Genomic DNA, 14899 nt, shown 5'->3' on the forward strand with positions numbered 1-14899 from the left:
TTCCCATACTTTGGCTCGACTGGAAAGATAGCCGGTGGACTGCCATCAATCATCCGATAAGGCTCGGTTTGTCATTTTTTCTTTTTGACTGGCTCTTTGACGGAGGGCAAGGGCTTCATTAGCTGTGCGTACGTTATCTCCTCCAAACCTGCATTGTGAACCATCGTTCGGAAAATATCGGCATACATAGCGTTCTTGAGCTTGAGTTCTTGAATTTTCTCCTCAAGTCGGGCAATGCGCTCTGCGCCATCTTTAATGGTTTTCGGCCTGGGTAAGTTGCTGACTCGCTCTAATTCCTTCCGTAGCAAGTCTTTTTTGGCTTGATACGCCATCTTGATCGTGTGCTTTTTATCTAGGGCTTGTCGCGTCGGTGGTGTCGGCCATCCCAAAATTTCATTGGCGCCTATGCAGATGGCCTTCCAATCAAGCTTATGCCCTTTTTCCCAATTCTGGATCATTCGGCAGATGTCACGGGTCTGTTGGTCTGTGATTACTTTTGGCATAAAAATTTTCCGCGAGATCAGTGAAGAAGCATTTCTAGGCATTCGAGCAGATTCTTGCCGTGGTCGCGCACGACTTGCTCTTTCTGCAGCAGTTCAACCCCAGCTTCCTTGGCTTTGGTTCCTACCAGCCTTGCTTCGTGGCTGAAATCAGTACCAGTCATTTGGATGGGTGAGCCATCCGGGATCTCGGGGTTCTCCATCACATCAACCAAGGCGATTAGCCTCTGTTCTTGATGCTGGGATTTCTCCAGCCACAGCGAAGCTGAGCGCTCACCAGCCTCGATTGCCTTCAACGCAGCCGTCCTGGTGCGGGAAATGTTGGTGAGGTCGCTCTTGATGGTCTCCAGGGCAACCCTGTCGCCTTTGCATGCCAGCAGCTCAGAGCAATTGATGCAGTCAGCAAATTTGATACAAGGGCCAGCACGCCAGCTTCGTCGACAGATCCCATACCTACTCCGATGATAGGGGCCTTGGCCGTAAATGGCAGCCTCATCCTCGCTCACGGGCTGCAGGGTTTCATGCTCCTGCTTTGTCTCCATGATCGATGATGCCCTTTCGAGCTTTTGCTCTGCCGTTTCATGAAGATAGGTATAGGACTGGCGTTTGGAGGCGCGGCTACTCCATTCGGTGATCTCTTCGACAGTGACCCCGAGCTGCTTCGCAAGCCGGTTCAGGAAGGTGCGCAGGCTGTGAGAATTAAGCTTATGGGGGTCTAGGCCATGCTTTGTGAAGAAACACAGTGGGCGCTGATTTTTTCGGTCAGGCTTGACGTTACTGTCCAATCGCTTCCGGTAATAGTCGGGGTTGAAGGGGGCCAGTAGCACCGGACTGGTTCCTGAACGTGCGCCGAACTGTAAGCGCCGGAAACACATTAGGGATTCGCTCATTTTGAGCGGTTTAAGTTCCTTCTGAGGGCGTTCTTGGTAGGGGAAGTGCGGATTTTGGGCTTGATGCTCCGCCAAGACGATTTGCCATAGCGAATCCAGAGTAAAGCCCTTTAGCGAGTAGTTACCAGTGTGACTTTTGATAAAGCGTTCACAAGCGCTGGAGTTAGCGAACCCCAGTGCTTGAACGATTTGGTCTCTCGTCAGTTCTTGATCATCAGGTACGTCTGGGCAATCGGCATGCCTATAAAACTTAGTAGGATTACCTTCCATGTACAGCGCGAGTTTACGCCCCTCATCGGTGATGGTGATCAGGCGGTCAACTGCTTCCTGTGCAACCTCACCCATCGTTTTGGGGACGGCTTTGCGGGTAAAGCTACGTGTCTTCGGGACGTAGTAGGCGAGGTAGCGCTGCGAAATTCCATCCTTGTCGTTGTCGGTTCTCAAGCAGTCCTTGCGCCAGTGGAGCGTTTCCCCGATACGCATTGGCGCCGATAGCAATAGCGCTGTGATCGACGTCACCATGATGTCGCTGTCATCCAGTTGGCTCAGAGGCTTACTGAACACGTCGGCAATGCTCAAGAATGCGTCTTGATGCGCAGACTTCTTAACCTTTACTTCATCGGGGGCATTGGCCCCTTGGCGATTGTGGTAGGAATTTTCCTTGATGTACCCATGTTCCCATCGGATGACCTCTGCGGGAACGACAAGTTTCTCTGATAGCCAGGTTAAGATATTTACGGCGGTGGTAACGACATACTCAGGGGCAGCAAATTTTTTGGCAAGGGAGCAGATTGTATTGAAATGTTTAATTTTGATTTTGGTTATGTCTGGGACGCACATGTCGTCCACAAGCGCTTTCTCTAGACATCTCAGCGCCTGCATCTCTCGGCCTGCATTTCTATGAGGCGCTATAGTGTGCCAGTAGCGCAGGTACGACTTGGCAATGTCCGCAAAGGCTGGATGCATCAGCTGATCATCTGTCGCCTCACGTGAATGGTGAAGTCCCGAGTTCTCGTAGTTTGTAAACCGGACTCGTGAATCGCGAGATGGGCTTGGCCAGGAAGATGCTGTCCAGTCAAAATTTGGGTCGTCTGAAAATAAGGCAAGCTCATTTCGACAGTACTTGATCAGCGCTTTGAGATTACTAGTCGGGCTGAGCTTCGGATTAGGATTGAAGCTGACAAGCTTAAGATGGGGCGCCATTACTTCTGCTCACGTTTCGCTTTGCACAGTTGAATGCAGCGTTCCACTGCGCGGATGTCCGCTGAAAGATCGATCGGAATGAGGGCGTTACGCTGAGATCCAAGTTTTACGATCTCGTTCTCTTGGGCCTGGCGGAATAGCAGTACTTCCAGAACCTCTTCATGAGGGGCGTCCATCAGCGGCTCAAAACTCCTGCACCTGTAGCAGGGGAGTGGAATCGAAGAAGTGCCGCAAAAAGTGTAGAAGCCGCACTTCCCGACGTCTTTGAGTTTGCCTGCGTTTGCAAACTCAAGATGTTTTGAAGGGTCATCTGGATATGTGGCGTCAGCATCCGTAGCGATAATGCGACCATGGAACGCCTGAGCTATAGGGGCAAGCCCCGTTCCCATCTTTTCATCGAGCTTTCGCGCTTCTTCGGCAGGGTCGTTGTAATAGGAGTCAATCGCACCATCATGGTTGTGACCTAGCCAATACGACAGTACGGTTTTAGGCATGCCCATACGAGCAAGCTGGCGCGCCCGGGTGTGCCTAAGTCGGATGGCATTCAAATTTAGCGGTCGACCTGTACGCTGGCTTACCGGCATATCTGGTAGGTTTGAATGCCAATGTGACAATTTGACGAGGCCAGTGTTATGCGTGAAGGCGATTACCCTGCCGATACGATGAGCATTAAGATGGAATAGCTCATCGCGCAGCATTTCTACAGGATTCGAGTTAAGAGTGGATCTGATTATCTCAGATGACTTTCTGATTCTTGTTAAGGAAGTGAAAATGGGAAGCTGTCTAGTCATTTCATTGGTCAGGTTTATGCCCAGTTCTTTTTCGAACGCAGCTTTAACCTCTGCTCTCTGAATTTCGAGCATATTCCATAGGTGATCGGCGATAGGGTGCGGCTCGAACTTTCCGCCGCGAAACTCGATTTCCACTCCCTGTTCTTTAGCTGAGGGAAAGTGTATTTCGTTTTCGCTAACGCCTTTCATGATCTTGGCTTCGCCAGTCTTTAAGTCCTCAAATTTTAGGGCTGCCATCTGGCTTGGGCGGCGGGCGTACTGTAATGCAAGGAGGCGCATTAGTGCGGGCTGAGTCAGCCCAGTCTGATCGTAGTTTTGCCAAGTGCTGTGGACGACATCATCATACTCTTCCTGGGTAAGCCAGCTCTTATCTGGGTCGTCAGAGTTTACGTCGCTGGATGTGATAGGTGGAGGTGCGATTTGTGTAAGTAAATTTAAGGCTGCATCGGTTGCAGCGCTAGGGTAGCGGTCTTTCCAGTAATCCAGAAAAATTCGAGCTGGAAAGGTTCTTTTGCGAAATGAGTAGTTCTCAATGGCGGTGCTGACCCATTTGGTATCGATTGCATCAAATGGATTGTCTTTGGATGCAACGCAAAATGATGAAACAAGGTACATTACCACACTTGTGGCAAAGCGCTGACTGTCAACAAAGGTCAGGACGTGTTGCTTGAAGGATGCTTTCTTTTCTTCTGAGAAGTGGCTTAGTAATTTCTGGCAATCAATTCTTCGGTGGCCAAGGTGAATTAGAGTGTCATCTTCCCAGAGCACTCTTCCACCTGCTGCTGTTCGCGCAGTCGCATTCAGGTCTAGGGCAACGTCCTTTGCACTAAGAGAGTGTACATCTTGGGGGCGTTCATGCGCATGCTCCTGAAGTGCAGGATTATTTTTATTTGCCTGGCTCATTCTGTGGGCCTCTCGGTGTCGCGTGCCACCACTCTGCCGATAGCCATGGCTTTTTCTCTGCGGTGTCTCAAGTTATATACTTTCGCCATGCTCGAATCGGGAACCCAGCCCATAGACTCTTCGCGGGCTTCTATTTCTTCTTCTTCGGACATGCCTAATTTGTCGGCGTGCTGCGAGAACCTATAGTTCCAGTCGTGGCGCAATGCATGAGGATGCAAAGCTTTGCTCAGGATTGGAAAGTGCTTGAGGAAGTTTTCAAATGCCGTACTGAAGCCCCCCATGGTTAATGGCTGCCCCTCAGTGCGTCCCGTGTGAACACAGAAGAGGAAGCCCTCATCGCTGAAACTCACATTGGCGAGTTCTGCACGATGATAAGCCTTGTACTGCAGAAGTTGACTCTCCAATCCTTCAGTTATAGGTACAGCGCGGCCTAGCGTTTTCGCCACTGGCTGATTGGCCCTTCGATCAAGTTCGTCGTTGTGGTTGCGTTCTATGACTAAGTAAGCACTCTGGCCACCACTGGCCTCAATGAAGTGTTTTAGCTTTAGAGACAAAAGCTCGCCGCGCCTCATGCCCGTTTCATAGAGGATTCGGATCATGGCCACGTTGCGTAACCGAGTGCCATAGTGCGTCGAACCAATAAGACCTTGGAACGGGTCATTAAAGATTGATAGCAGCTCCACTCTGACTGACTCAGGAAGTTTTTCATTCAAGATTTGTTGGCGACGGCGAGCATCGGAGCCTGAGCGATGAAGAGCTTTTTTCTTTAGCCGTTCAGCCTGATCCCCCACTAGTGCTCGGACGTTAGCGTCATCGGCGTTAGGGAGTAATATGTCAGTCAACCACGCTATGTACTGCTGAATGAAAGTCCAGTGGGAATTGAATTTGTCTGATGAAATTACAGTCCCTTTCTTGCCATGGCGACTGCTTCTCACATGCTGGGCAAGGCTGTCTACATCGGTGACAGTTAGGAGAGTGCCCGCCATCAGCCTGTCTACCACACTGATTCCACGATCCAGCTCCCACTGACTGAGTCGACGGATCGCATCAAGCGCAGCTTTTTGCGTTTCATGGGTTTTATGGATTCTCAGCTTGTGAGAAATGAAGGCCGTCGGGTAGACCATGGGCGCACCGAGGTCTCCTGGGCTGAACAGTAAGGAGAAGCGCTCGCCATCTTGGGCAATGTAGGATCGGATTGTGAAAGTCATGTTGACATTTTATCCGGTGTGCTGTGGTAGAGCAATCACCGTTTACATTTTCTGTTTACGCTTGGCCGAGGTATTTCTCCATGTTATCATGTGTTTAAAGGTTAAAAAGAGGAGAAGCAGGTACCATGGTTGACATTAAATCTCCCCAAAGGTTCGTAGTCCTCGATACCGAAACCACCGGTATGCCGGTCAGCGAAGGCCATCGGATCATCGAGATCGGTTGCGTCGAGGTCATCGGCCGGCGCTTGACCGGCCGCAACTTCCACGTCTACCTGCAGCCTGACCGCGAAAGCGACGAGGGCGCCATTGGCGTGCACGGCATCACCGATACCTTCCTGCTCGACAAACCGCGTTTTGCCGATGTGGCCGAAGAATTCTTCGACTACATCAAGGGCGCGCAGTTGGTCATCCATAACGCAGCGTTCGACGTTGGTTTCATCAACAACGAATTCGCCCTGCTGGGCCAGGACGACCGTGCCGACATCGCTCAGCACTGCTCCATTCTCGACACCCTGATGATGGCGCGGGCCCGTCATCCGGGTCAGCGCAACAGCCTCGATGCCCTATGCAAGCGCTATGGCATCGACAACTCCGGCCGCGACCTGCACGGCGCGCTGCTCGACTCGGAATTGCTGGCGGACGTCTATCTGGCGATGACCGGTGGCCAGACCAGTCTGTCGCTGGCTGGGCAGGGCGGTGAGGAGGACGATGGTCAAGGTCGTTCGGGGAGCGAGATCCGACGCATCGTCGGGCGCCAGCCGGGTAGGGTGGTCATGGCCAGCGATGGGGAGTTACAGGCCCATGCCGAGCGCTTGGCGGCCATTGCCAAGTCGGCCGGTGGGCCGGCCCTGTGGGAAACACTGAGCGAAGCCTGAGCCTCATTCTGGCCAGGCTTGAGCACCTCTGTTCACGGAATGCGCACGATCTCCACGCCGCTCTGAGCGAGCTCGAAGCGATCCTCGCCCAAGTAGTTGACGCGATCGCCGATGGCCAGGCGGTAGGTGGTGATCGGCGAGCCCAACGTGCTGCCGTCCGGCTGCAAGGTCGATTCCTGGAACTCGTGCACCGGGTAGATGCGGCCTTCGGCGTCGCGGGCATGGAATTGGCCGACCATTACTGCTGCCATGTGGATTGAAACCTCTGAAATATGGAGAAATATCTGTAGCCATAGACAAACGAGGAGGGTGGGAAGTTTTCCTGCGGCGGAAAAAAACCTTGGCCGGGAAACACTGTCATCTATAACTACACAGTCCCCCTTACCCCGCAGAGGATGCATTGCCATGAGTCAGGTCTATTCGGTCGCGGTCGTTGTCGGCAGCCTGCGCAAGGACTCCTACAACCGCAAGGTTGCACGTGCTCTATCTGAGCTGGCACCGTCCAGCCTTTCCTTGAGAATCGTCGAAATCGGCGATCTGGCGCTGTACAACGAGGACGTCGAGGCAGCGGGCGCGCCACAGCCCTGGCAGCGCTTTCGCGATGAGATCCGCCGCTGTGATGCGGTCTTGTTCGTAACCCCGGAATACAACCGCTCTGTGCCGGGTGCGCTTAAGAATGCCATCGACGTGGGCTCACGGCCCTATGGTCAGAGCGCCTGGAGTGGCAAGCCTGCGGCGGTGGTGAGTGTGTCTCCGGGTGCGATCGGTGGCTTTGGCGCCAACCACGCTGTGCGTCAGGCGTTGGTGTTCCTCGACATGCCTTGCATGCAGATGCCCGAGGCCTACATTGGTGGGGCGGCGACCCTGTTCGACGAGGCCGGCAAGCTCAATGACAAGACCCGGCCGTTCCTGCAGGGCTTCATCGACAAATTCGCCTCGTGGGTGAAGCTCAACCGCGCGGTCTGAGGGTTCGGGTTGCGGTAGGTGAAGCGGCAGCGGTTCGATCCGCCTGCCGCTCTACCTCCAGACGCCCTCAACACGCCTGTGGCATCTCCCCTTCGGCCAGGCGCCGGTTGATATCGGCCACCACCTCTGGCAGTTGGTTGAGGGTATCGATCAAATAGTGCGGGCGTGCGCTTTCGAATTGGGCGTGAATGCGCTGTCGCGCCTCATCCAGTTGTTGCGGCTCAAGGGCCTGGTACTGCTCCCAGGTCAGCCCCAGCGCGTTGCCGGAGCAGACCAGCGCCACGGTCCACATACCGGCGCGACGTCCCTCGAGAATGCCCGGCAGCGTGTCATCGACTTTCACACAGGCCGCCACATCCTCGATACCCAAGGCGATCACATTGGCCAGGGCTTGGGCTGGCCACGGGCGACCCTGGGGCGTTTCGTCGGTGGCCACGACGTGGTCGGCGATGTAGCCGTTGCGCGCCGCCAGCTCGACCACTTTGTCCATCACCACCTTCGGGTAACCGGAGCAGGAGCCGATCTTCAGCCCGGCGTGCCGCAGTTCGCCAATGGTATCCAGTGCACCCGGTATCAACGCCGAATGCTCGGCGATCTTCTCGATCTGCAAAGGCATGAAGCGCTCGTAGAGGGCTGTGACGTCATCGTCCGTCGGCGTGCGGCCGAAGGCTCGGCGGTAGCGCTCGGCGATCTGTGGAAGATCGCACAGGGCGCGGATATGGTCCCATTTGCCCATGCCCATGGGGCCGCGGGCCTCTTCGAGGGACAGGTGAACACCGAATTCGGCGAACGCCTCCACGAAGATCTGGGTGGGGGCGAATGAGCCGAAGTCGACGACGGTGCCGGCCCAGTCGAGGATCGCCGCTTGCAGGTGTGTCGGGTTGCGGTAGTTCATTGAGGGCGTGTCCTGAAGTTCGGGGGCAGGGTTCACAGATCTACGACATGCATGTCGCGCAACGCCTGGGCGACAGCATCGACCGCGGCGTGCATCTGGGTGGGGCCGACTGCGCCGATGCAGCCAACGCGGAACGTCTCGACCTCGGTCAGCTTGCCGGGGTAGAGGATGAAACCTTTGGCCTTGACCCGCTCGTAGAAATCCTTGAACTGAAAGCGGGCATCTCGGGGAGCGTGGAAGGTGACGATGATCGGCGCCTGGCAGGCGCTTGGGAGGAAGCTGCGCAGGCCCAGCGTGGCCATGCCCTCGAGCAGGATCCTGCAGTTCTCCTGATAGCGAGCATGGCGCGCAGCCAATCCCCCTTCTTGTTGGTACTGCTCGAGTGCCGCCTGCAAGGCGGCCACCACGTGAGTCGGTGGTGTGAAGCGCCATTGGCCGGTGCGCGCGAGGTACTGATACTGGTCGTGCAGGTCCAGAACCAGGGATTGGGCGTTGCCCGCCGCAGCATTCAGTGCGTGTTTCTCGGCGAGGACGAAGCCCATTCCCGGCACCCCCTCCAGGCATTTCCCCGAGGCGGCGATCAGCGCCTCGAAGCGGACCTGACGGGCGTCGATGGGTAGGGCGCCGAACGAGCTCATGGCGTCGATGATCAGGCCTCTGCCCTGTGCGGCGACCACCTCGGCGATGTCGACCAGCGGGTTGAGGATGCCGGTGCTGGTTTCACAGTGAATCAGCGCCACATGGGTCAGCGTGGGATCGTCGGCCAGTAGACGATCTACCTCGGCAGCGCAGGTCGGTCGAGCCTCGTCGCTGCGCACTGGCGTGAAACGACGACCCAGCACCTGGCAGATCTTCGCCAAGCGCTCACCATAGGCCCCGTTGATCAGTACCAGCACCTTGCCCTCGCGGGGCACCAAGGTGGCGATGGCCGCTTCGACGGCGAAGGTGCCGCTGCCTTGCAGGGGAACGCAGCAGTGACTGGCGCTAGCTTGAACAATGCCCAGCAACTGTTCGCACACGCTGGCCGTCATGGTGTTGAAATCCGCGTCCCAGGAGCCCCAGTCCAGCAGCATGGCCTGGCGCGTGCGCGCAGTGGTGGTCAGCGGGCCTGGGGTGAGAAGAATCGGGGCATCGCGCATTGTGCATCCTCGCGTGGCAGGGGCCAGAAATCGACTTGGTCAGGTTGCAATGGTCGAGTTCATCAATCAAATTGTTTGTAGGTATTCCAGTCATAAGTAAGGCCGATAGATATGAATCTGTTTCAGCTTCGTGCGTTCGACGCCGTCGCGCGTGAGGGCAGCTTCACTCGCGCAGCAGAGCGTCTGTTCATCAGCCAGCCAGCGGTGACCGGACACGTCAAGGCGCTCGAAGAGCATTACCAGATCACACTGTTACGACGCACTGCCCGGCGCGTGGAACTGACCGAGGAGGGCACGCGGCTGGCAGCTATCACGCGAGCGATGTTCGGTTTGGCCGAGGAAGCCCAGGTCATGCTCGAGGCCAATCGTCAATTGTTGAGTGGGCGCCTGGAGGTGGCCGCCGATGGACCGCATCGGGTGATGCCCATATTGGCTAAATTGCGTGAGCGCTATCCGGGTATCAGCGTCAACCTGCGCCTGGGCAATGCCCAGGACACCCTCGCGGCGCTACTGGGCGAGCATGTCGATGTCGCTGTACTGACTGAAACCGAGCCGCGCAAGGGGCTGTACCTGCAGCCGCTGTGTCAGTCGCGACTCTGCGTGCTGCTGCCGGTCGGCCACCGCTGGGCTGTTTCGCAGCAGGCGCTGCCGCTGTCCGCGTTGGAGCAACAGGTCATGGTGCTGCGCGAGCCGAGTGCGGTCACTCGCCGCACCTTCGACAAGGCCTGCGCCGTGGCCGGAATCCAACCCCAGGTGTTGCTGGAGCTGGGCAGTCGCGAGGCGGTCAACGAAGCCGTGGCCGCTGAATTGGGGATCGGCGTGGTGTCGTCCACCGAGTTGTCCCATGACCCTAGGTTGGTAGCGTTGTGTCTGACGGGCGAGGGGCTGGTCAATCAGCACTGGGTGGGCTGCCTGGAGCGCCGACGCGAGCTGCGCCTGATCCAGGCGTTCATGGCATTGGCCGGTACGTGAAGGCGGTGGCGGGGCAGAGTTCCTGCTGAGCGCCCTGGCCGAGATCGGACAAGGTGGTGAGCGATCCCTCACCAGGAGCCTCACATGGCTAGCGCCGTCGCCTCACCCGATCACATCGACCGCTTCATTTCCGAACACATGCCCGACTGGCTGCATGCCGCGTCTGTCGAGCAGATTGCCGCGTTGCGCACCCGCTTCGACGACCACCGTGTGATCGAGCATCGATTGCAGGCCCTGTTCAAGAGTCTGGCAGCCCCCGAACCCTTCGCGCGAGAACGGCTGAGCGCGGTTCTGGAGCACACGTTCAAGGTAAAGGTCGACCTGCGTCATGCGATCTGGCGGGAGCGCTGGGACAGCTACAGCATGATGGGCGCTGAAGCGCTACGCGACCACTACACCTACGACACGGCCATGAGCCACCTGATGCAGAACTTCCCTTCAGGGTCGAGCTTCGATGCCAAGAGCGGGCTGATTGAACTGCGCCGCGGCGCTTCGGCCGCCGCCGCGGCCGTGGTGGTGGACAGTGCTCAACTGGCGCAGGCGTGCCGTACCGCCGATGTCGGCGCGCAGTACCAAACGTACCTGCAGACCTTTTTCAATGCATCGGTTAGCCAGTTGCTGGCGCAGGATCAGCGCAAGCGTCTGGCCCTGGCGGTCGAGCTCGCAGGCCTGCAGCAGGGCATCACCGAAGCCGATGTCGTCAACCTCGAGCACACCTTGGGCGAGCAGGCAGCGCCGAACCCCAGGCAGCCGGCGGTGGCCATCAAGCACTTGTCCGTGCTAGGGCACGCGCTCTTGGGCGCGCTGATCCTCGAACTGTCCGATGCCGGATCGCAGCACATGGCCCGCCCCAGCGCCGGCCTGCTGCTCTACCTGCCCCACCATCCCCTGCAGCGCTTCGCCAATCTGGAGGACCTCAACGCCCATCTGGTGACCCTGTTGAGGGATCCTCGGCAGGCTCAGGCTCTGTTTGCCTTGATTGCGCTTGAGGCGAAAAGCCAGTGGCAACTGCTCCTGCGCAAACGCCTGAGCGATCCGGTCCCAGACTTGGAGGTGACCGGGCAGGCGGCCGGTGCTGAGCTGTTCGATGAACTCGCCAGGCTGCAGGTGACGCGGATCAAGGAGGACGCTCGCTATTTGCTGGTGCCGGTGGCTGACGTCGACAGCCAGGTCAGATTGCACCGTCTGCAGACCTTGCAAGAGGTCGGGTTGAACCTGCTGCAACTGGCTGCGGTGTTCGTGCCCCAGTTGGGACAGCTCATGCTGGCTGCGACCGTGGTTCAGGTGTTGGAGGAACTCTACGAGTCCGTGCACGACTGGTCGCGGGGGCATCAGCATGAAGCCCTCGAGCATATGCTCGGGGTGGCCGAGGTGGTCGCCGTGAACGCCCTGGGGGCCGCGGGTGGTGTGGCGGTGGCGCGTGGCTTCAAGCGCAGCGCGTTCGTCGACGAATTGGTTCCGGTGGAGCCGGCCTCGGATACCGCCAGCTTGTGGTCGCAGGATCTTGCACCGTTTCGCGTGGCACGCAAGCCGCCGCACGCATCACGTGGTGCAGACGGTTTGTATCATCACGGCGACCAGCGCTGGTGGCTGTACGAGGGGCATTTTCATCCCGTGCGTCGTGATCCGCTGACCCGTCAATGGCGCCTCGAGCGCACGGATGGCCAGCCAGGGTTCGCGCCGGCGCTGCAATGGAATGGTGAGTACGGTTGGCGTCTGGCCTGGCAGCGCCCGCAGGAGTGGCACGGCGGCTTTGGCCTGTTGGAGCGCCTGTGGCCAGTGTCCTCGGAGCTGGACGCCACGCGCATCGACTTGATCTTGAAGGTCGCCGATATCGAGCATGCCGAGCTGCGTCGGTTGGTGAGCGAGCAGCGGGCGTTGCCGGTACCGTTGCGCGATACGCTACAGCGTTTTGCGGCCGATACACGCATCGACAAATTCTTCCTGGCCACTGGGCAAAAGCCGCAACTGCATGACAGTCAGTTGTTCGAGTATTGCCTGGCGCAATTGCCCGCCGAGCAGCGCGCTGCACCACTGTGCACGCAAGCCATTCTGGACCAGGCGCCTGCGCTTCGACAGAAACTCATGGCGCACTTGAGCGAAAGCGCCTCGAAAGACGGCGCGGTGGCGATCATCCAACGGGACTTCCCCGGATTGCCCGATGCCTATGCCGCGGCCCTGCTCGAGCAGGCCAGCACCCAGCAGCAGCAGCGGCTGAGGGTCAAGGGTAGCCTGGACCTGGCCCTGGCCGAACGGGCCAGGCTGGCCTTGCAGCAGGCAAGGGTATGCCGCACCTTGCAGGGGCTCTACCTCAACAATGCCTATCATCCGGACCTGCCAGGGTTGGTGTTCGCGCTGTTGCGCCAAGCGCCTGCCTGGCCGCCGGAGATCAACTTCCAGGTGCGCGAGGGTTCGGCACAAGGCAGGCTCGTCGCCGAGCTTTACCCTCAACAGGGGGGCGTCATGCCCAAGGTGCTGGTCTGGCGTGACGGGCAGATGTGGGTTCATGAAAACGGCGTACCGGTGTACCCCATGCCCCTTCGGCCCAGGGGCCTCGTCGAAACGCTGTGGCATTTCCTGCCGGAGGGCGAGCGCACGCGCCTGGAATGCTCCGGCGAGCAGGGGGTCGCAGCCCTTCGCGCGAGCCTGCAGCAGCGTCTACCCAGCGACCGCGCCAAGCTCCGCGAACTGATGGGCATCACCGCTTCAAAGCCCACCTTCCGTGCACCGAAACGGTTGCCGGATCGGCGCTTCGGCTACTTGCTAAGCGGGCGGGGAGCCGGCAACCACTTGGCCGAGCGCACGTTGCAGGATCGCGTACGCAGCCTGTATCCAGGTTTCAGCGAGCGACAATTGGAGCTGTTCCTGCGAGTGCTGGACGAACAGCCTGGCTCGCCGTTCACGATTTTGCTGGATCTGGAGCGGGAGTTCTCCCGCTTGGAGCAGACCTTGGAACGCTGGGTAGAACGCACCGAAAGCGTGGCCCGCCGCCCGCAGCGGCGCAGGGTGGCAGACGAGCTCAAGCGCTGCTGGCGCTTTCAGGGGCAGGCGGGTCGGCCGCAGGCCAATGGCGATCCGGGCATGTTCATGGACCTCTCCGGTATCGCTGCGGGTGCCCTGCCAGACTTGAGCGGGCAGGACGGTTTCAGTCATGTCAGCGAAGTCAGTTTGGCGAACATGCAGCTGCATGATATTCCCAGCAGCTTCCTGCAAGCGTTTCGCAGCCTGTTGACGCTTAATCTGGACAACAACTCGCTCACTGCGCTCCCGCAAGCGCTCAGCTACACCCGGCATTTGCGGGAACTGACCTTGTCACACAATGAGTTGCAGATGAACGATGCCAGCTTTGCACTGCTGACCGGTCTGCCGCGACTGCAAGTGCTGGACATGAGCGATAACCACTTTGGCAACTTCACCCTTGCGCTCGACCGTTTGCCGCGCCTGCGCCAATTGGGCTTGCGCGACGTCGGTCTGACCGAGGTGCCACGTTCGCTGGAGCATGCCGTGTCTCTGGAGTCCGTGGATTTACGCGACAACCAGATCAGTGACTTACCGCAGGCTCTGCGAACCCAGCGTCTGGATTGGCGGCGCAGGCTGTTCCTGGCGGGCAATCCGCTGCCGGAGGTCTACCGGGAGTTGTGGTTCGAGCCCAGCAGAACCTCCGACAGCGAGCTGAGCAGCGAAGGCGATGCCTTCCAGATCAGCCGCTGGATGGACCGTCTGGATACGACCCAGCGCGCCCTGCGCACCGCGCAATGGAATCGCCTGCTGGCCGAGGCGGGCAGTGGCGATTTCTTCACGCTCGTCTCGGAGCTGACCGAAACCAGCGACTTCAGCCTGGCTCGAGCTGATCTGGAGGCGCGGTTGTGGTCGATGTTCGACAGGCTCGAGCAAAATACCACCTTGCGCGAGCGCACCTTCGCCTTGGCCAGTGAGCCGCGCACCTGTGTCGACAGCGTCATCTCCAATTTCGGTTTGCTCGAGGTGAATATGCTCAGTGCCTCGGTGGAGGATGCCGCAGGCGCCGATACCGAAGCGCAGTTGTTGAGCCTGGCGCGTCGGTTCTTCCGCCTGGATCAAGTGGAAGCCTATGCGCTGCAGGACATGCGCCAACGCGAGGCCCGAGGGACCGATGTCGATCAGGTCGAGGTCAGCCTGGCCTACCGCGTGGGGCTGGCGCGCGAACTGGACCTGCCTGGCCAGGCGCGTACGTTGCAGTTCGAGACCATCGCCGATGTCAGCCAGCAGGACCTGAGCGCTGCCCAAGCCGCAGTCCGTGAGGCCGAAGCCAGCGACCGCCTGGCGCTGGACATCAGCCAACGGAGCTTCTGGTTCGATCATCTGCAACGGCGCCACAGGCGTGCATTCGACCTGATCCGCGAACCTTTCGCCGAGCAGATGGAGGCGCTCTACGCTGATCGCCAGAGCATGACCGACGCGCAGTACGATGCCCAGGCCAAAGCCATTGCCAAGGCCTGTGACAGCGCGGTCCAGGCCAAGGCCTTGGCCTTGACGCAGCAGGCACTGGCCAAGGAGGCGGGCGAGCGGGTCGATTGA

11 protein-coding genes are annotated in these 14899 nt (G+C 58.6%); 4 read left to right on the forward strand and 7 right to left on the reverse strand.

The genetic code is table 11. The features are described from left to right. Window positions 1-71 precede the first annotated feature (71 nt). From ACK2SD_RS10100 to ACK2SD_RS10115, 4 genes are read right to left on the reverse strand one after another with little or no spacing between them, the layout of a single operon-like run. A complete protein-coding gene (locus ACK2SD_RS10100) occupies window positions 72-503 on the reverse strand; it encodes a hypothetical protein (RefSeq protein WP_412462027.1) in 432 nt (143 codons plus the stop codon). 17 nt (window positions 504-520) lie between these two features. Then, window positions 521-2593, reverse strand: a complete 2073-nt coding sequence (locus ACK2SD_RS10105) for an integrase (protein ID WP_412462028.1) — start codon at window positions 2591-2593, stop codon at window positions 521-523. Then, complete coding sequence (locus tag ACK2SD_RS10110; RefSeq protein ID WP_412462029.1) at window positions 2593-4287, reverse strand: site-specific integrase; 1695 nt, start codon at window positions 4285-4287, stop codon at window positions 2593-2595. Before ACK2SD_RS10110 ends, ACK2SD_RS10105 begins: the two co-directional genes overlap by 1 nt. Then, window positions 4284-5495: a tyrosine-type recombinase/integrase gene (locus tag ACK2SD_RS10115; RefSeq protein ID WP_412462030.1), complete on the reverse strand. Its 1212-nt coding sequence runs from the start codon at window positions 5493-5495 to the stop codon at window positions 4284-4286. The genes ACK2SD_RS10110 and ACK2SD_RS10115 overlap by 4 nt, the downstream gene beginning before the upstream one ends. Before the next feature lie 125 nt (window positions 5496-5620). Between ACK2SD_RS10115 and dnaQ the strand changes: the two genes are divergently transcribed. Continuing rightward, a complete protein-coding gene (dnaQ, locus tag ACK2SD_RS10120; protein WP_412462031.1) occupies window positions 5621-6370 on the forward strand; it encodes a DNA polymerase III subunit epsilon in 750 nt (249 codons plus the stop codon). A 32-nt stretch (window positions 6371-6402) separates the two neighbouring features. On the opposite strand, the gene ACK2SD_RS10125 is transcribed toward dnaQ, so the two are convergent. Beyond that, window positions 6403-6621: a hypothetical protein gene (locus ACK2SD_RS10125; protein ID WP_029614166.1), complete on the reverse strand. Its 219-nt coding sequence runs from the start codon at window positions 6619-6621 to the stop codon at window positions 6403-6405. Window positions 6622-6775: 154 nt separating this feature from the next. On the opposite strand from ACK2SD_RS10125, the gene ACK2SD_RS10130 reads away from it, so the two are divergent. Then, a complete protein-coding gene (locus ACK2SD_RS10130; RefSeq protein ID WP_412462032.1) occupies window positions 6776-7336 on the forward strand; it encodes an NADPH-dependent FMN reductase in 561 nt (186 codons plus the stop codon). 67 nt (window positions 7337-7403) lie between these two features. Here ACK2SD_RS10130 and phnX read toward each other — a convergent pair whose 3' ends face one another. Next, window positions 7404-8231 (reverse strand): phosphonoacetaldehyde hydrolase, encoded by an 828-nt coding sequence (gene phnX / locus ACK2SD_RS10135; RefSeq protein ID WP_412462033.1) that lies wholly within the window; start codon window positions 8229-8231, stop codon window positions 7404-7406. A 32-nt stretch (window positions 8232-8263) separates the two neighbouring features. Next, window positions 8264-9370, reverse strand: coding sequence for a 2-aminoethylphosphonate--pyruvate transaminase (locus ACK2SD_RS10140; RefSeq protein WP_412462034.1), 1107 nt, complete (start codon window positions 9368-9370; stop codon window positions 8264-8266). Between the two features lie 111 nt (window positions 9371-9481). Here ACK2SD_RS10140 and ACK2SD_RS10145 point away from each other — a divergent pair, with 111 nt between their 5' ends. Next, window positions 9482-10342: a LysR substrate-binding domain-containing protein gene (locus ACK2SD_RS10145; RefSeq protein ID WP_412462035.1), complete on the forward strand. Its 861-nt coding sequence runs from the start codon at window positions 9482-9484 to the stop codon at window positions 10340-10342. 84 nt (window positions 10343-10426) lie between these two features. After that, a complete protein-coding gene (locus ACK2SD_RS10150; RefSeq protein WP_412462036.1) occupies window positions 10427-14899 on the forward strand; it encodes an NEL-type E3 ubiquitin ligase domain-containing protein in 4473 nt (1490 codons plus the stop codon).

Origin of the sequence: Pseudomonas sp. SC11 (assembly GCF_047039205.1) — a bacterium.
Classification (GTDB): Bacteria; Pseudomonadota; Gammaproteobacteria; order Pseudomonadales; family Pseudomonadaceae; genus Aquipseudomonas; species Aquipseudomonas boreofloridensis.